This window comes from Amycolatopsis sp. FBCC-B4732, from assembly GCF_023008405.1.
Classification (GTDB): Bacteria; Actinomycetota; Actinomycetes; order Mycobacteriales; family Pseudonocardiaceae; genus Amycolatopsis; species Amycolatopsis pretoriensis_A.
This window is the reverse complement of sequence record NZ_CP095376.1, coordinates 1806325-1821747: the sequence shown is the minus strand read 5'-3', so window position 1 is coordinate 1821747 and position 15423 is coordinate 1806325. Positions and strand designations below refer to the sequence as shown.

Here is a 15423-nt window from a genome sequence, read left to right as displayed (position 1 = left end):
TCAGCTTCGCGTGGTCAGGTACGGGCCGGGATCGCTGCCCGCCTTGGCGCCGCTGTCGAGCCAGCGGAGGAATCCGCGGCGGTCCCGTCGTTCGATCTCGTCGAGGAAGTCCTGCCGGCGCTGGACGACGAGCCGGCGAGCCGGCTCGTCGGTGGCGAGGAGCAGGAGGAAGTAACTGCGCCGCCACGCCACGCACAGGTCCTCGGTGGCCAGGTCGGCCACCGGGACGGGCGGCACGGGGCGCGCGACCGGGCCGTCGTGGAGCCCCGGCGCGGTGGGCGGCGTGACGCGGTGGCGATAGCCGGCCCCCAGCCCCCCGGAGACCAGGAGGACCAGGAAGGTCGCCGTCAGGGCGCCGCCCACGGTCGCGAGCAAGCCGACGAGGACCAGGCACACCGTGACGAACGCCGCCGCCGTGGCCACGCCCACCGGTAGATCGGGTCCCCGCGCCGCATCCCGCCCACGCCGGAGCCGGGAAGCGCCGAAAGCGACGAGGATCCCCGTGCCGGCGCCCAGCAGGATCCAGCCGAACAGGACGTCGCCCGGCAAGGTGAGGGCACCGATCGCGGCCAGGGCACTGACGGGACCGATCAGAACGGCCACCGCCAAACGTCCCACCATCGTGCGCCTCACCGTCCGGGTCGGGCGCCGGCCGGGAAAGCCGTGCCGGGGAAACCAGGATCGCCGAGGTCCGGGGCGTGGTGCCCAGTCTAGCCCCGGCGCCCGTTCGCTACCCGTTCGCCCGCGCCGGCACCCCGGTCCGCGCGGCGAGGAGGTCGTCGGGGCTCGCCGTGTTGTCCGGGTCCGCGGCGGTTTTCAGGGCGGTGGTGGCGGTGTCGTGCGGAGTGCCGGGTGCCACGACGAGCAGGATCAGGCGCCGCTGTTGCGTGCCGATGAGGGCCAGGGTGTCCGCCGGCATCGCGTGGAACCCTTCCAGCCGCACGAGGTGGCCGTCCACCACGAGTTTGCGGTGGGTGATCTCCCAGCCGTCGCCCAGCGGGTAGCTGATCCGCTCGACCTGGCCGACCTGGTCGCGCACCGCCGCGAGCACGCCGGCGAACTCGGCGCCGGCGTCGCGGGAGCGCGGCCACCACGCTCCGTCGACGTAGCCGCCGCCGGCCGCCGGTTTCAGCTGCAGGCGCACCTCGTCGCGAACGGCGGTCATGACCGGCTCCCGTCGCCGGGCTGCTGCCGGGCCGGTGTCCCGGTGAGCAGTCCGCGTTCCGGCTTGCCGAACCCGCGGGGGGCCGCGGTGTAGCCGGGGTTGAGCTTGCGGGCCAGGTGTTCGGGCCGGGGCCAGCGAACGTCGGTGGCCCAGCCGAACCTCTCGAACAGCCAGATCAGCCGCGCGGACATGTCCAGCTGGCCACGGCGGACGCCGTGGCGGGCGCCGGTCGGGTCGGCGTGGTGGGAGTTGTGCCAGGACTCGCCCATCGAGGCGATGGCCAGCGGCCAGAAGTTCGCGGACTTGTCGCGGGCGGCGTAGGGCCGTTCGCCGATCAGGTGGCACAGCGAATTCACCGACCAGGTGACGTGGTGCAGCACCGCCACCCGCACCAGGCCGGCCCAGAAGAACGCGGTCAGCGCACCCCACCAGGACAGCGTCACCAGGCCGCCGATCAGTGCCGGGGCGAGCAGGGTGAGCACGGTGAGCGCCGGGAACCCGCGGTCGATCCGGACGATGTCGCGGTCGGCGAGCAGGTCGGGCGCGAACCGCTGCGCGTTGGTCTTCTCGCGGTCGAACAACCAGCCCATGTGGGCGTGCCAGAAACCCTTCGCGAGCGCGGCGGCGGACGTGCCGTAGCGCCACGGCGAGTGCGGGTCGCCGGCGCGGTCGGCGTAGGCGTGGTGACGGCGGTGGTCGGCGACCCAGCCGATCACCGGCCCCTGCATCGCCATGCTGCCCGTGACGGCGAGCGCGATCCGCAGGCCGCGGCCGGCCTTGAACGCTCCGTGGGTGAAGTAGCGGTGGAACCCGATCGTCACCCCGAGCCCGGTCAGGAAGTAGAACCCGACCGTCAGGGCGACGTCGGTCCAGCCGAGGCCCCAGCCCCACGCGAACGGCACCGCCGCGGCCAGCGCGAGCAACGGCACCACCGCGAACAGCTTGACGAGAAAGGTTTCGGTGCGGGACTTTTCGCCCGCGAGCATCGGCTCGGCGGCCCGGGGCGGGCGGTCCAGGGTGTGGGTCATTTCCATCGCTCTTTCCGTGACATCTGCCTTCGCCAGGGTCCGGAGCGAGTGAACATCGGGTCGCCCGCCGACGGCGGAGCAAACCCGGAGGAGGTGAAGACTTGCAAGAGGTCCGCGAAGGTGCTGTGCGGACGAGAGCAACCACTTTCTCCAACGCACGAAACCCTGGAAAGATTCCCGTGGATCCCCTCGGGCACGGACCGGTACCGCGCCTGGCGTGGCGAACACACGCGCGGCGGGTCGCTCGCGGTGGAACCGATCCCGCCGAAGCCGCAGGCGCGCCGGAAGCCCGCCGGCGGTAGGATCGGGCTGCGGCTTCCCGAGCGTCCGGCCCCTGCTCTCGCGGCGACCGGCAGTATCGCCGGTCCGGCCGTCCCACACCAGGAGCAGGATCTTCATGATCGCAACGCACCCGATCGCGCGCTGATCCGATGCCGGACCCCGACTCTTCCCCGGTACCGTACGGGCTCCGCGTCGCGGCCGCCGTCGCCTGGCGCGCGCTGGTCGTCGCGGCCGCTCTGACGGTCGTCGGTTTCCTGGCCGTCAAGCTGGCCTCGGTGCTGGTCCCGGTCGCCGTTGCCCTGCTGCTGGCGGGGCTGTTCGCCCCGGCCGTTTCCTGGCTGGCGGGCAAGAAGGTCCCCCGCGGACTGGCGGCCGCGATCGTGCTGGTCGGGGGAATCGCGCTGGCCGGCGGCGTGGTGACGTTCGTGGTCATCAGCGTCACCGTCGGCATGCCCGGGCTGATCGACCAGATCACCGCGAGCCTGACCGACCTGCACACCTGGTTGCGCACCGGGCCGCTGCACCTGAGCCAGGGCCAGCTCGACGAGATGCTCGGCAACCTGACCGCCATGCTCGGCCGGAACAAGTCGGCGATCGCCTCGGGCGCGCTCACCACGGCGGTGACCGTGGGGGAACTGCTCGCCGAGTCCCTGCTCGTCGTCTTCTGCCTGATCTTCTTCCTCGCCCAGGGCCGCGTGATCTGGGTGTTCATGCTGCGGGCCGTGCCGGTCCGCCTGCGCGACCGCGTGGACGTGGCCGGGCGCAGCGGGTTCACCACCCTGGCGCACTACATCCGCGGCACCGCCGCCGTCGCGTTCGTCGACGCCGCCGGCATCGGCCTCGGGCTGGTGATCATCGGGGTCCCGCTGGCGGCTCCGTTGAGCGCGCTGGTCTTCCTCGGCGCGTTCGTCCCGGTCATCGGCTCGGTGATCGCGGGCGCGATCGCCGTCCTCGTGGCGCTGGTGACCAACGGCGTGTGGGCGGCCGTCATCGTGCTCGCCGTCGTCGTCGGTGTCATGCAACTCGAAAGCCACGTCCTGCAGCCTCTGCTGCTCGGGCGCGCGGTCCGGCTGCATCCCCTGGCCGTGGTCCTCGCCCTCGCGGTCGGACTGGTCGCTGCCGGCATCGTGGGTGCCCTGTTCGCCGTGCCCCTGCTCGCCGTCTTCAGCTCGGGCGTGCGCAGCCTGACCGCGCGGCCGGAGAACCACCCGCCCGGGCGAACCGCGCCCGGGGCCACCCGTTCTAGTCTGGAAGACCGCGCCCCGGACCCCGGCGAAGCATGACGGTGCACTCCGTGCGCCGCGAGCGAAGGCGGGCACGGTGGACGACGAGCAGACCGATGCGTACCCGGCGGGACGGACCGCGGGGAGCGCGAACCGGAACTGGCCCACGCGCCACGGCGGTGGCTACCCACCCGGGTGGCTCGTCCGCTACCGCAACCGCGCCGATCGCGCGTCGCGCGCGACCCCGGCGTGGCGCGAAACCGTCGGGACCGTCGCGGGGCGCAGCCTGCGCGACGAGCACACCAGCACCACCTGGGTGCCCATCCGCCGGCAGGGGTCCGCCTCGGACGCGCAGATCAGCCTGGTGCGGGCCACCGACATCCTCGACGCCCGGCCACCTGGTTCCGACGAGCGAACCGGCATCTGAGCCGCCGCGCTTTCACGCAGGCGCGGCCGAGCAGTGGAACGGGGTCCGCGGTCAGCGGGTTCCCGCCGCCGCCCATCGCGGCGCGGCGATGGCCGCGGCCCTGGAGGTGTGGACGGCCAGGCGTTCATCCGTGCGAGTGAGCTGCAGCGGCCGCCGGGTCGCGCGCGTCGTGGCGACCAGCCGCACGTCGGTGCCCGGGGAGCCCCGGCGGTGGGCGTCGAGCAGCACCTCCAGCCCGGCGGCGTTCAGGAACCGCACGAGCGACAGGTCCACGACGATCCGCCGCGGCGCCCGGCTCAGGTTCGCGTCCAGGACGTCGTGGAGCATCGGCGCCGTGCCGAGGTCGACGTCCCCGGCCACGGCGACGACCAGCGTCTCGCCGAGCCGCTCCACGGTGATGGTCAGATCCTGGTGCCGGCGACCGGCGACCGGCGCGCGCGAGAAGTCGATGACGACGGACGGCACGATCCACCCGCTCTGTCCACAGTGGGCGGTCATGACCCGGCCCGCCCACCCTGGTGCCGGATGGAGTCCCCGCCCTTGTGGTGGTCCGTCCGCCCGTACACACCTTCGAGCACGCTCTCGAGTTTGTGCACGGCACCCCGGCACGCCTCGGCGACCGAACCCGCGTGGTGGCTGACGGCCACGGTCCGGCGTCCGGTCGGCCGGGCTTCGAGCACGCAGCGGCGGTCCATTCCGTCGGCGGCAGCGGATTCCTCGCTGAAGTGGGCTTCCAGCCGCGTGATGTGGTCGCTGAACCGCGACAACTTGGCGGCCAGCTCTCCTTCGAAGTACCGGACCAGCTCTTCGCCGCCGGGCACGGTCCGCTCCGTGCTGATCTGGATCTGCATGCGTTGTCCTCTCGCCGGCCGGCCCGGGTCTGCACGACGCGGGCGTCCGGCCTCCGACCATCGTGTCCACCGCGGCGACGATCCGCCCAGAGTCACACGTCCCCCACCCGAAGGCCGAAGGGACCTTTTCCCGCCGCCACCGCGCTGCCGTGACAGCCTCCGGCCGGGCTCAGCCGGCCGGGACGTCCCCGGGTTCCGCCCGGAACTCGGCGATCCGGGTCAGCAGTTCCCCGCCGGCCCGGCTGCCCGGGCGGGCCCGGAGCGCGGCCTCCAGCGGCCGCAAGCGCCCCTTTGCGCGCACCGACCGGATTTCGCGGGCGAGGCTGATGGCCTCCGCCCCCACCCGTGCGGCCGCCTCGGTGTCACGCCCGAGGGTGTGGGCGAGGGCGAGCATGATCTGGGTCAGCGAGCGGCTTCTGCTCATCTCCGGCCCGTAAGCGGCCACTGCGTCGTCGAGGAACGGGATCGCGAGCACCGCGTGGTGGCGATCCACGGTACGGCCGAGCTCGACCCGGACCGTTCCGGTCATGGCGGCGAGATCGTTCGCGTCGAAGAACCGCGTCCAGGGCGCCGCGGACGCCTCGCCGGGGAACGCGTCGATCGCATGGCCCAGGTACCGCAAGGCGGCGGACTCGTCCGCCCGCATCGCCCAGGCCCACGCCTGGTTGATCGAAAGGACGGCCCGCGCTGCCGCGTCCTGCCCCCGATCGAACTCCGCCAGCGCGTCGTCGACCGAGCCGCGGTGCAGGTGCAGCCGACCGCGCCGGTAGCTGACGTTGGCGAGCAGATCGTGGTCCCCGGCTTCCCCGGCCAGCTCCGCCGCCACGTCGAACGACCGGAGCGCCGACCCGTCGCGACCGGAGTCGAACTCCGTCCACGCCAGCAGGTTGTGCAGGTCGGCCAGACCGCGGCAAAGCCGGCGCCGCAGCCGCGGCGCCACGGATCCCTCGCGCAGCAGAACCGTCCACGAGGCGAGCGCGGCGAGCGGGGTGTGGCAGTACCCGCCGCCGTACCGGTAGTCGAGGGCGCGGAACGCGCGTGTCGTCGCCTCGAGCGCTTCGAGATCGCTCACCTCGACCCGGAACGGCAGCGCCTCCGTTTCCAGGCGTGACCGGATGCACCACCAGGGTCCGGAGCGTCAACCGAGTTCAACCGATCGTGAGCGCCACGAACCGACCGGAAGGGTAATGCCGGAAGATTCTTTTGAAAAGGTCGGGAACATTCACGCGCATTCGCTGGAACACAACCGCGAAAGGGCCGAAAGATCCCCGATGGGTGACCTGAGGCCCTACGCAGGACCGGGTGAGCCGGTTGAGACTGGCGATCCACCGAGGGACGGAGCCCGGCCGTGCACGTGCGACTTTCCCTGCCGGAAAGGAACGATCTCACCCTCGGTGTGGAGGAGGAGTTCGTCCTCGCGGATCCGGCGACCGGTGGGGTGGCGCTCGCCGCGCCCCGGGTGCTGGAGCTGCTCGACGGCGAACCCGCCGTGATGCCGGAGTTCCTGCGCTTCCAGATCGAAACCGCCACCGGGATCCACACCCGCCTCGACGAGATCCGGGCGGAGCTGCTCGGGTTGCGCCGGCTCGTGGCCGACGCGGCCGGCCACGCCGGCTGCCTGGTACTGGCGTCCGGGACGCCGCCCTGCGGTGATCTGCCGGGCCTGCCCGGCGTCACCGCCGAACCCCGCTACCGCGCGCTGGCCGCCCGATATCCCGCTCTCCTCCCGGACGCCGGCACGTGCGCCTGCCACGTGCACGTCGGCATCCCGTCACCGGCACTCGGCGTCCGGGTCCTGGCCGGCCTGCGCCCCTGGCTCGCCCCGCTCCTCGCCATCAGCCCCAATTCGCCGCTCGCCCACGACGCGGACTCCGGGTGGGCCAGCGGGCGGTACCCGCTGTGGTCGCGCTGGCCGACCGCGAACCCGCCGCTGGACTGGCCGGACGCGACCGCCTACGCCGCGAGCGTCGACGGCGCGGTAAGCCGTGGCGAGGCGTTGGACGCGAACGGGGTCTACTACTACGCCCGGCTCTCACCGAAGTACCCGACAGTCGAAGTCCGCATCGCGGACGTCGGCTTGACGGCCGAAGACGCGGTGCTGCTCGCCGGGCTGATCCGCGCCCTGGTGGTCACGATCCTCGCGGAGGCCCGGGCCGGCCTCGCGCCCCGGCCGGTGCGGACCGCGCCGGTCGCCGCATCGCTCACCGCAGCGGCCCGCGGCGGCTACCCCGGCCAAGGCATCGACCCCGGCACAGGCCAGGTCGTCCCGAACCACGTGCTCGTTGCCCGGCTCCTGGAGTACGTCCGGCCGGCCTTGCAGGCCAACGGGGACTTCGCGACGATCGATCGGCAGCTCGCCGCGGTGCGGTCCGGGGAAACCGGCGCGGCACGCCAACGCGCGCTGTTCGCCGACGCCGGCTCACCGGCCGCGCTCGTGGCGGAGCTGGCCTCGGCGACACTCGCCGGGAGAGGCGGCTACGGCCCGGCACCGAGGCGACGACCGGTGGCCGTCCACGACGGCTGAGCCGGCTCCGGGGACGACCTCGGTCCGCGGCAGACCGATCTCGCGCGCCGACCGGACCCGCAACCGTCGCCTCCATTCGAGGTCCCCCGTCCGGGGGATTCAACCCTGGTGGATGGCGTAGGACGCCTAGGCTGTCCGGACCGCCCCAGACCTCGGCGTGCCCGCCGTTCCCCGCACCGCGCGGAACGTACCCACGGCCGAGGAGGAGACGGATGACTGCCGGGAACCCGGACCGCGGCGCACCGGCGGACGACGGCACTCCCCTCCCGCCTCGGCGCCAGATCGCGTTCAGCGTCGGGAACTGGCGCGTCACCTACGCCGGCCCGGATCCCCGCTCGCCGCGGACCGGCACCCTCGCCGGCCGGCCCGAGTTCGGCCCCGGAGGGGCCCGCGTCCCCATCGTCGCCGACGACGGCCCCGCGACCTCGGTGCGCTGGGTCGACGACCGGGACATCATCGCCGTGACCGCGCAGCCGGCCGGCCGGCCGGATCACGTCTCGCAGCAGGGCGAGCCGTGAAATGCGCGGCGACCGGTGTAGAATCCCGGGTACCGAGAGCATTTCGCGCGTCGGCGGCCGAGCCCGCGCCGTCCTCGGTCGCCCTCCACATCGATCACCGCGATCGGGACGGGACACGGCATGACGCCGGAATCGCCCACCAGAACCGGAACGCCCTCCGCGCGACCGCGTGGAGCTACCCCTCCCGCCCCCAGGCTGGGGTGGAAACCGCAGGGCGGGCCGGTTGGTCACGTCGACGGCGGCTGGTGGCCGCGGTCGCGTGATCTCGCGGCGGAACTGCCGGGGCTGGCCGCGGCGCTCACGGCGCGGATGGGCCACCTCACCAGGGTGGCGTACCCCGTGTCCGAATGGGACAGTGCGCCGCGGCGACTGGAGATCGGCGGCCACGTCGTCCGGCTCGACGGTCTCCTCGACCGGGACGGCCACGTCCTGTCGATCACCGGCCCGGAACCGGACCAGCTCACGCTCCTCGTCGTTCCACCGGAGGCGGCGGCCCCCGCGGGCCACCGAGCGCTGACGACCGCGTCCCGTCGCGGCAACACCGACCGGCCCGCGGACATCCTGGCCGCGAGCGGGGCCCTCGTCGCTCCGGCGGCACCCCGGCTCCACCCCGACACCAGCGAAGACGGCTGGGAAACCGAAGGCGGGCAAGTCTCCTGACCTCCCCCGCCGAACCACAGGACGACCGGAACGGGCCGATGAACGTCCGAAAAGGACACAAGCGTGAGTACCGCTCCCCCGCCAACCGGCACCGGTACGAGCACCGGACCGCGGGTGAACGGATCGCCGACCGGGTCACCGCGTCGTTCGGCTCCTGGCCGTTCATCGTCGGGCAGAGCGTGATCGTGCTGCTGTGGATCGGGCTCAACCTCGTGGCCTGGGCGGGCGGCTGGGACCCGTACCCGTTCATCCTGCTGAACCTCGTGTTCTCGACCCAAGCCGCCTACGCGGCCCCGTTGCTGCTGCTGTCGCAGAACCGGCAGGCCGAACGCGACCGGATCGAAGCCGAGCACGACTTCCGCGTCGACCAGCTCGCCCTGCAGTACCTCTTCGCCTGGCACCGGGACGCCCACGGCCCCGGCTGCGACTGCGTGCAGAAGCTCGGCCCCGCCGTCGACACCGTCCTCGCCCGGCTGGCCGACGACGTGATCGCACGCGAAGCGACGGCGACCCCCTAGAAGCCGCCGGAAACCGCGGTTCACGCGCGTGGCTCCCCGAACCCGGGAGCGGCGACGGCGGCCGCTCGCGAGCTGTGGCTGACCGGGGTCTCGTGCGAGCACAGCGCCGAACCTGGTCGAGGGCGCCGGCAGCGGGCCACCCGGGCCCACCCGTTCGCCGACGCTCCGAGCGGGCCGGGCGGGTTATCCTCGGAGGTGTCCGCCCCGGACCTCGGCGGTGCCACCTCGAAGTGGCCGGTCCGGACGGAGGGCTGTGATGATCATTGCGACACCGGGCACACCGGGTCACCCGCGGGCGGAGCCGGGCGCCCCCTTCGTGTCCCCACGCCGGTGAGGCAGCCGAAGGTGGCCCAGCGCAGAGAGCCGGACCCGTTCGCGCTCAGCTCCGAGCAACGCCGGCGTGGCGCCCGCGTGGTCGCGTCGTCGGCCGACGACGCCGGCGACTGCGCCACGCTGCTCGCGATCCTCGGGCTGGAACCCGCCGACGGCCTCACGGCGCCGGACGACGAGCCCCCCGTCCCGGGCTGAACCGACGTCGGTCAGCCGGCCCGGGGCAGCCGCGGATTTCCGGGCCGCCGTCGGCGCCGGGACCGGCAGTGCGGTGAAACCGTGAGCGGACAAGAGGTTCGCGGTGCCCGTCACCGGTGAGCGGGCCGGACCCGCGCGGCCGTCACGGTGTCCGCTCCCGGACGACGAGGTCATCGGCCACGGCGCGGATCCGGCCGATCATGCGGAGCGCCTGCGCATCCGTGAACAGCCCCTGCCGGGCGAGGTCGATGATCGCGGTCACCGCGCTGCGGTGCGGCTCGGCGATTCCCGCGAGATCAACGGATGCCATGGTGTGCTCCTCGGTCGGCTGGTCGTCGCGCCGGGTCCGGGGCACTCACCACACATGCTACGCGTCCGGTTGGCGACGTCGAGGAGTTCGAGGCCCTCGGACCCCGGAGGTGGAGCAGTTCGGCCCTGTGCCCGGCACCTCGATCACCTGGAGGATCGGGACGAAAGGTTCGCCACGACCGTCGAAGGGAACCGATCATGCGAGTGCCGGCACCGGCCCGGCCGGGAGGCCAGGCCGACACAGCCGGCCGGGCACCGGCGCACGCGCTGGACGCGGCCGAGACGATCACCCTGCTCGGGACCGACGGGCGAACCGGGCTGACCGAAGCCGAGGCCGCCGCCCGCAACGTCCACAACGGACTGAACGTGCTGCCGACCGGCCGGCCCACCAGCGCGCTCGGCCGGTTCTTCCGCCAGTTCGAGGATCCGCTCGTCTACGTCCTGCTCGCCTCGGCCGCCGTGACCCTGAGCCTCGGCCAGCTGGTCGACTCGAGCGTCATCTTCGCCGTGGTGCTGCTCAACGCGGTCGTCGGGCTGCTCCAGGAGTCGCGGGCCGAGCACGCGCTCGCCGCGTTGGCCGGCATGGTGACCACCGAGGTCCGGGTGGTGCGCGGCGGTGCACCGATCCGGCTGAGCGCCGAAAAACTGGCCACGGGAGACCTCGTGCTTCTCCGCGCCGGGGATAAGGTCGCGGCGGACTCGCTCCTGATTTCGGCGCGCACCCTGCAGATCGACGAATCCGCGCTCACCGGTGAGGCCGCACCCGTCACGAAGGTCCCCGGCGCGCTCCCCCGGGCCACCGCGCTCGCCGACCGGCGGAACATGGCGCACGCGGGCACCGTGGTGACGCGGGGCGAGGGCACGGCCGTCGTCGTGGCGATCGGCGCCGCGACCGAACTGGGCCTGATCAACCAGCTCATGACCGCGACCGGGGTGCCGACCACACCGCTGACCCGCAAGCTGGCCGGGTTCAGCCGCCGGCTCTCGGTCGGCATCGTGGCGCTGGCGGTCGTCCTGTTCCTCGTCGGCCTGCTGCGGGGCTACCGCGCCGGGGAGATGTTCACCGCGGCGGTGACGATGGCGGTCGGCGCGATCCCCGAAGGCCTGCCGGCCGCGGTGTCGATCGTCCTGGCCATCGGCGTCGTCCGGATGGCCCGGCGCGGCGCGATCGTCCGGCGGCTGCCGTCGGTGGAGACCCTGGGCAGCACCACGGTCGTCTGCACCGACAAGACCGGCACCCTCACCACCAACCGGATGACCGTGACGACCGTGTTCGCCGGCGGACGCACCCACGAGTGGGCCGGTGGCGACCCGCTCCCGCCGGCCCTGCGGGAGTGCCTGCTCACCGGGGTGCTGTGCAACGAGGCGCAACCGGCCGACGGCACCGTTGCGGCGATCGGCGACCCGACCGAAACCGCCCTCCTCACCGCGGCGCGGGAAGCGGGGCTGGACATCGGCGCGGAACGGTCGGCCCGGCCGCGCGTCGACGTGCTGCCCTTCGAATCCGGCCGGAACCTGATGGCGACGGTGCACCGGACCGCCGACGGCCGGCTGACCGGATACCTGAAGGGCGCTCCCGAAAAGGTGCTCGCACTGTGCCGCGACCAGCTGCGGGAAGACGGCATCGGCGAACCACTGGAGCGGGAGTCGCAACGAGGCACGGCGGAAGCCCTCGCCCGCCGCGGGCTGCGGGTACTGGCTTTCGCGATGTTCACCCCGGCGGCCGAAGCCGCCTTCCCCGCGGACACGCCTCCGGACGGGCTGACCCTCGTCGGCTTCCAGGCCATGCACGACCCACCCCGGCCGGCCGCGGTGGCCGCCGTCGCCGCGTGCCGACGAGCCGGGATCACCGTCAAGATGATCACCGGTGACCACGGCGAAACCGCACGGGCGATCGCCCGGAACTTCGCGCTGACCGAAGGAGAACCGGTGGTCCTCACCGGTGCCGAAATCGCCGTCACCCCGGACGACGCCCTCGCCGGCGTGGACGTGTTCGCCCGCGTTTCCCCGGAACAGAAACTGCGGCTGGTCACCCTCCTGCAGGAGCGCGGCGATGTGGTCGCGATGACCGGCGACGGGGTCAACGACGCGCCTGCGCTGCGCAAAGCCGACATCGGGATCGCGATGGGCCGCAGCGGGACCGAAGTCGCGAAGGAAGCCGCCGACATGGTGCTGGCGAACGACGACTTCGCGACCATTGAGGCCGCCGTCGAGGAAGGCCGGGCGGTGTTCGACAACATCCGGAAGTTCATGGCCTGGACGCTGCCGACCAACATCGCCGAAGGGCTGGTCATCCTGGTCGCGATCGTGCTCGGCGCCCAGCTGCCGATGCTGCCGGTCCAGGTGCTGTGGATCAACATGACCACCGCGGTCTTCCTCGGCCTCGCGCTGGCGTTCGAACCGAAGGAAACAGCCATCATGGCCCGCCGCCCCCGCCCACCGGGACAGGCGCTGATGACCGCCGACCTGCTCCGGCGGATCACGCTCGTGTCGGTCATCCTCGTCGCCGGGTCCTTCGCGGTGTTCACCTGGCAGCTGCGAACCGGCGCCTCCGTCACCGAAGCGCGCTCGATCACCGTGACCGTGTTCGTGTTCGCGCAGATCGCGTACCTGTTCAGCTGCCGGTCCCTCGACCGGTTCCGGCCGGCGGGCTGGAACCCCTGGGTGCTCGGCGGCGTCGCCGTCATGATCGCACTGCAGGTGGCGATCCTCTACGTCCCGCTGATGAACGAGCTGTTCCACACCGCGCCGCTGACCGTCGGGGGCTGGCTGCTGGTCCTCGGCCTCGCCGCCACGACGTTCCTGATCGCCGAGCTCGACAAGTACCTCTGGCGTCCCCGGCCGCGCCGCGGTCCCGGTTCCCCAAGACCCTCCGAAAAGGGGACTTCGGCACCAGCGCCGGCCGCCACCCGGGGCTGATACTCCGGGTGACCCCAAGAAGGAGCCCCTCATGTCCATCCGGGACCGCAGTCCGTCCACGCAGGAAACGTTCCTCTCCGACCGGCCGGCGAACGAGGCGGCCGAACCGGGCCGCCGCCCGGCGCTGGCGATCCTGCGCATCGTCCTGGGGTTGACCTTCCTGTGGGCGTTCTTCGACAAGGCGTTCGGGCTGGGGTACGCCACGAGCCCGGCGCAGGCCTGGGTCGGCGGCGGGTCGCCCACCAAGGGTTTCCTGGGGCACGTGCAGGTCGGCCCGCTGCAGTCGATGCTCCGGGACTGGGCGGGCACCGGCTGGGCCGACGGGCTGTTCATGCTGGCCCTGCTCGGCATCGGGCTCGCGTTGCTGCTCGGGGTGGGCCTGCGCCCGGCCGCCGTCGCGGGCACGATCCTGCTCGCCTTGATGTGGATCGCCGAATGGCCGCTCGCCCGCACGACCTCGGACGGCACGGCCACCTCTTCGACCAATCCCTTGCTCGACTACCACCTCGTGTACCTCGTCGCGATCGTCGTTCTGGCCGCCTTCGCGGCCGGCGACACCTGGGGCCTGGGCCGCCGCTGGGCGAAGCTGGAACTCGTCCGGCGCAATAGCTGGCTTCGCTGAGCGCCGCCATTTCGTCCACAACGGACACCGGAAGAAGGAACCATGCGCACCAGCACGACCGTCGGCCACGTCATGACCCGGGAAGTGATCACCGCGACGCCGGCGACGTCGTTCAAGGACCTGGCCGGCATGATCGTCACCGACCGCGTCAGCGCGGTCCCGGTCGTGAGCCCCGGCGGCGGCCTGCTCGGCGTCGTGACCGAAGCGGACCTGCTGTGCCGGCAGGCACACGAGGACGACGCCCTCGGCGCGAGCTGTCCGCACTTCGCCGGCCACCTGACGCGGGACGACTGGCGGAAGGCGGCCGCGCAAACCGCGGCCACGCTGATGTCCGCGGCGCCGCGGACCACCACCCCGGGCGCCACCCTGCCCGAGGTCGCGCGGCTGCTCACGACGAGCGGTGTCCGCAGGCTGTTCGTGCTCGACGGCGGGCAGCTGGTCGGGGTCGTCGCGCGGCGGGACCTCTTGCGCACGTTCCTCCGCACGGACGAAGACGTGCGGGCCGACATCGACCGCACCGTGTTCGAGGACGCGCTGCACGCCGACCAGAACAGCGTGCTCGCGAGCGTCGAGCACGGCGTGGTCCTGCTGACCGGCCGGCTCGAGTACGAAGCCGACGTGGCCACCGCGCAACGGCTGGCCCTCGCCGTTCCCGGCGTGGTCGGGGTCCGGAATCGGATGGACTTCGTCTGGCGGGGCGAGGGACCGCAGCACGCCGGCGGCTGACCGCTGTCCCCGCCCGGTGAGCGCGGTCGGAGGGCAGCACGCCCCAGCCGGGTGCGACTGGGCGGCTCCGGGGACGGCCGCGTTGCCCCTCTCCGGCAGCAGCGATTCCGTTCGGCGGATTTGGTCACCCGGCGAAAGGTCTTCGTGCTCTGCCGCGCGGACGCGGCGGAGGACATGCTGGCAAGGGCCGCCGTCCGGGCGGCGCCGGAGGGCAGGAGTCGGCGATGTCCGAACAGACGACGGCCGCGGTGATCGCCGGGGTGGATGCCTCGGAAGGGTCGCTGCGCGCGGTCCGGTGGGCGGCGCGGGAAGCGGCTCGGCGCACCACGGGACTGCGGTTGCTCCACGCCTGCGTGGTCGATCCGGGCGACGAGGCCGGATTCCTGCCCGAACACGTGACCCGGCGGACGCGCCACGCGGCGAAGATCGCCCGCACCGCGGCACCGGGCCTCGAAGTCGAAATCGACGTTCGGCTCGGCCTCGCGGTCGACCTGCTGCTCGCCGAGTCCGTGACCGCCCCCTTGCTCGTGCTCGGCTCGCACGGCCTCGGCGGACTCCGGGGCGTCCTGGTCGGTTCGGTCGCCCTCCGGGTCGCCGCGGCCGCGAAGTGCCCGGTGGTCGTCTTCCGCGGCCACGCCGACCCGCGGGGCCCGGTCGTGGTCGGCGTGGACTCCTCACCGGCGAGCGCGGAAGCGCTGCACTTCGCCGCCGACGGGGCGGCCGCGCGTGGCGTACCGCTGGTCGTGGCGCACGCCGCCCGCCAACGAGCACCCAGCATCGAACCCTCCTTCGCCGACCAGCAGGCCGAGGACCGGCGCAAGGTCGAGGAGCTGGTCGCCGGCTGGTCACGGAAGCACCCCCGGCTGGAGATCACGACGCGGGTCGTCGACGACGGTGATCCGTCGCGTGCGCTCATCGGGATCACGCCCGCCGCCCAGCTGATCGTGGTCGGCAGCCGCGGTCGCGGCCCGCTCGCCGGTGCCCTGCTGGGATCGACGGGCAACGACCTGCTCGCGCACGCCACCTGCCCGGTCGCCGTCGTCCACTGAGCGGGTGGCGGAGCCTTTCGCCGGTCCGCCGAGGTCGTTGGCCTCTGCTCACGAAGCCGCGGACGCGCGAGGCT

Annotated in this window: 18 protein-coding genes; 11 read left to right on the top strand and 7 right to left on the bottom strand. The window is 73.0% G+C overall.

Translation table 11 applies throughout. From position 1 onward, the window contains the following. The 3 genes from MUY14_RS07600 to MUY14_RS07590 form a co-directional block, all read right to left on the bottom strand. Complete coding sequence (locus tag MUY14_RS07600) at positions 1-603, bottom strand: hypothetical protein (RefSeq protein ID WP_247022052.1); 603 nt, start codon at positions 601-603, stop codon at positions 1-3. 127 nt (positions 604-730) lie between these two features. Beyond that, positions 731-1165: a DUF5994 family protein gene (locus tag MUY14_RS07595; protein WP_247022051.1), complete on the bottom strand. Its 435-nt coding sequence runs from the start codon at positions 1163-1165 to the stop codon at positions 731-733. After that, positions 1162-2193, bottom strand: a complete 1032-nt coding sequence (locus MUY14_RS07590) for an acyl-CoA desaturase (RefSeq protein ID WP_247022050.1) — start codon at positions 2191-2193, stop codon at positions 1162-1164. Before MUY14_RS07590 ends, MUY14_RS07595 begins: the two co-directional genes overlap by 4 nt. A gap of 431 nt (positions 2194-2624) precedes the next feature. Between MUY14_RS07590 and MUY14_RS07585 the strand changes: the two genes are divergently transcribed. Next, positions 2625-3758: an AI-2E family transporter gene (locus MUY14_RS07585; RefSeq protein WP_247022049.1), complete on the top strand. Its 1134-nt coding sequence runs from the start codon at positions 2625-2627 to the stop codon at positions 3756-3758. Between the two features lie 37 nt (positions 3759-3795). Continuing rightward, the gene (locus tag MUY14_RS07580; RefSeq protein ID WP_247022048.1) at positions 3796-4125 is read left to right on the top strand and encodes a hypothetical protein; all 330 of its coding nucleotides are present in this window, start codon (positions 3796-3798) and stop codon (positions 4123-4125) included. Positions 4126-4176: 51 nt separating this feature from the next. On the opposite strand, the gene MUY14_RS07575 is transcribed toward MUY14_RS07580, so the two are convergent. From MUY14_RS07575 to MUY14_RS07565, 3 genes are all read right to left on the bottom strand, one after another. Continuing rightward, entirely contained in the window at positions 4177-4623 is a 447-nt protein-coding gene (locus tag MUY14_RS07575) for an STAS domain-containing protein (protein ID WP_247022047.1), read from the bottom strand. Then, positions 4620-4976 (bottom strand): HPF/RaiA family ribosome-associated protein, encoded by a 357-nt coding sequence (locus MUY14_RS07570; RefSeq protein ID WP_247022046.1) that lies wholly within the window; start codon positions 4974-4976, stop codon positions 4620-4622. The genes MUY14_RS07575 and MUY14_RS07570 overlap by 4 nt, the downstream gene beginning before the upstream one ends. A gap of 169 nt (positions 4977-5145) precedes the next feature. Next, on the bottom strand, positions 5146-6048 hold the full coding sequence (locus MUY14_RS07565; RefSeq protein WP_247022045.1) for a hypothetical protein: 903 nt from the start codon (positions 6046-6048) through the stop codon (positions 5146-5148). Between the two features lie 276 nt (positions 6049-6324). On the opposite strand from MUY14_RS07565, the gene MUY14_RS07560 reads away from it, so the two are divergent. The 5 genes from MUY14_RS07560 to MUY14_RS07540 all read left to right on the top strand — a co-directional run bounded on the left by MUY14_RS07560 (position 6325) and on the right by MUY14_RS07540 (position 9724). Then, positions 6325-7500 carry a YbdK family carboxylate-amine ligase gene (locus tag MUY14_RS07560; RefSeq protein ID WP_247022044.1) on the top strand — a complete coding sequence of 392 codons (1176 nt, stop codon included), beginning with the start codon at positions 6325-6327 and terminating at the stop codon, positions 7498-7500. A gap of 212 nt (positions 7501-7712) precedes the next feature. Next, a complete protein-coding gene (locus MUY14_RS07555; RefSeq protein ID WP_247022043.1) occupies positions 7713-8018 on the top strand; it encodes a hypothetical protein in 306 nt (101 codons plus the stop codon). A 120-nt stretch (positions 8019-8138) separates the two neighbouring features. Further along, positions 8139-8678, top strand: a complete 540-nt coding sequence (locus tag MUY14_RS07550) for a DUF5994 family protein (RefSeq protein WP_247022042.1) — start codon at positions 8139-8141, stop codon at positions 8676-8678. Between the two features lie 38 nt (positions 8679-8716). Further along, positions 8717-9196 (top strand): DUF1003 domain-containing protein, encoded by a 480-nt coding sequence (locus tag MUY14_RS07545; protein ID WP_247022041.1) that lies wholly within the window; start codon positions 8717-8719, stop codon positions 9194-9196. Between the two features lie 345 nt (positions 9197-9541). Beyond that, positions 9542-9724, top strand: coding sequence for a hypothetical protein (locus tag MUY14_RS07540; RefSeq protein WP_247022040.1), 183 nt, complete (start codon positions 9542-9544; stop codon positions 9722-9724). Positions 9725-9866: 142 nt separating this feature from the next. Here MUY14_RS07540 and MUY14_RS07535 read toward each other — a convergent pair whose 3' ends face one another. Then, complete coding sequence (locus MUY14_RS07535) at positions 9867-10034, bottom strand: hypothetical protein (protein ID WP_247022039.1); 168 nt, start codon at positions 10032-10034, stop codon at positions 9867-9869. Between the two features lie 197 nt (positions 10035-10231). Here MUY14_RS07535 and MUY14_RS07530 point away from each other — a divergent pair, with 197 nt between their 5' ends. The 4 genes from MUY14_RS07530 to MUY14_RS07515 all read left to right on the top strand — a co-directional run bounded on the left by MUY14_RS07530 (position 10232) and on the right by MUY14_RS07515 (position 15349). Continuing rightward, positions 10232-12952, top strand: coding sequence for an HAD-IC family P-type ATPase (locus MUY14_RS07530; RefSeq protein ID WP_247022038.1), 2721 nt, complete (start codon positions 10232-10234; stop codon positions 12950-12952). A 31-nt stretch (positions 12953-12983) separates the two neighbouring features. Beyond that, on the top strand, positions 12984-13574 hold the full coding sequence (locus tag MUY14_RS07525) for a DoxX family membrane protein (protein WP_247022037.1): 591 nt from the start codon (positions 12984-12986) through the stop codon (positions 13572-13574). A 42-nt stretch (positions 13575-13616) separates the two neighbouring features. After that, positions 13617-14300 (top strand): CBS domain-containing protein, encoded by a 684-nt coding sequence (locus MUY14_RS07520; protein WP_247022036.1) that lies wholly within the window; start codon positions 13617-13619, stop codon positions 14298-14300. A 224-nt stretch (positions 14301-14524) separates the two neighbouring features. Further along, complete coding sequence (locus MUY14_RS07515; protein ID WP_247022035.1) at positions 14525-15349, top strand: universal stress protein; 825 nt, start codon at positions 14525-14527, stop codon at positions 15347-15349. The last annotated feature ends 74 nt before the right edge of the window (positions 15350-15423 follow it).

Excerpts from the sequence above, each read along its gene's own strand:
- MUY14_RS07595 (WP_247022051.1), bottom strand. The coding sequence starts at position 1,165 with ATGACCGCCGTTCGCGACGAGGTGCGCCTGCAGCTGAAACCGGCGGCC.
- MUY14_RS07590 (WP_247022050.1), bottom strand. The coding sequence starts at position 2,193 with ATGACCCACACCCTGGACCGCCCGCCCCGGGCCGCCGAGCCGATGCTC.
- MUY14_RS07585 (WP_247022049.1), top strand. The coding sequence starts at position 2,625 with ATGCCGGACCCCGACTCTTCCCCGGTACCGTACGGGCTCCGCGTCGCG.
- MUY14_RS07575 (WP_247022047.1), bottom strand. The coding sequence starts at position 4,623 with ATGACCGCCCACTGTGGACAGAGCGGGTGGATCGTGCCGTCCGTCGTC.
- MUY14_RS07570 (WP_247022046.1), bottom strand. The coding sequence starts at position 4,976 with ATGCAGATCCAGATCAGCACGGAGCGGACCGTGCCCGGCGGCGAAGAG.
- MUY14_RS07555 (WP_247022043.1), top strand. The coding sequence starts at position 7,713 with ATGACTGCCGGGAACCCGGACCGCGGCGCACCGGCGGACGACGGCACT.
- MUY14_RS07550 (WP_247022042.1), top strand. The coding sequence starts at position 8,139 with ATGACGCCGGAATCGCCCACCAGAACCGGAACGCCCTCCGCGCGACCG.
- MUY14_RS07545 (WP_247022041.1), top strand. The coding sequence starts at position 8,717 with ATGAACGTCCGAAAAGGACACAAGCGTGAGTACCGCTCCCCCGCCAAC.
- MUY14_RS07535 (WP_247022039.1), bottom strand. The coding sequence starts at position 10,034 with ATGGCATCCGTTGATCTCGCGGGAATCGCCGAGCCGCACCGCAGCGCG.
- MUY14_RS07530 (WP_247022038.1), top strand. The coding sequence starts at position 10,232 with ATGCGAGTGCCGGCACCGGCCCGGCCGGGAGGCCAGGCCGACACAGCC.
- MUY14_RS07525 (WP_247022037.1), top strand. The coding sequence starts at position 12,984 with ATGTCCATCCGGGACCGCAGTCCGTCCACGCAGGAAACGTTCCTCTCC.
- MUY14_RS07520 (WP_247022036.1), top strand. The coding sequence starts at position 13,617 with ATGCGCACCAGCACGACCGTCGGCCACGTCATGACCCGGGAAGTGATC.
- MUY14_RS07515 (WP_247022035.1), top strand. The coding sequence starts at position 14,525 with ATGTCCGAACAGACGACGGCCGCGGTGATCGCCGGGGTGGATGCCTCG.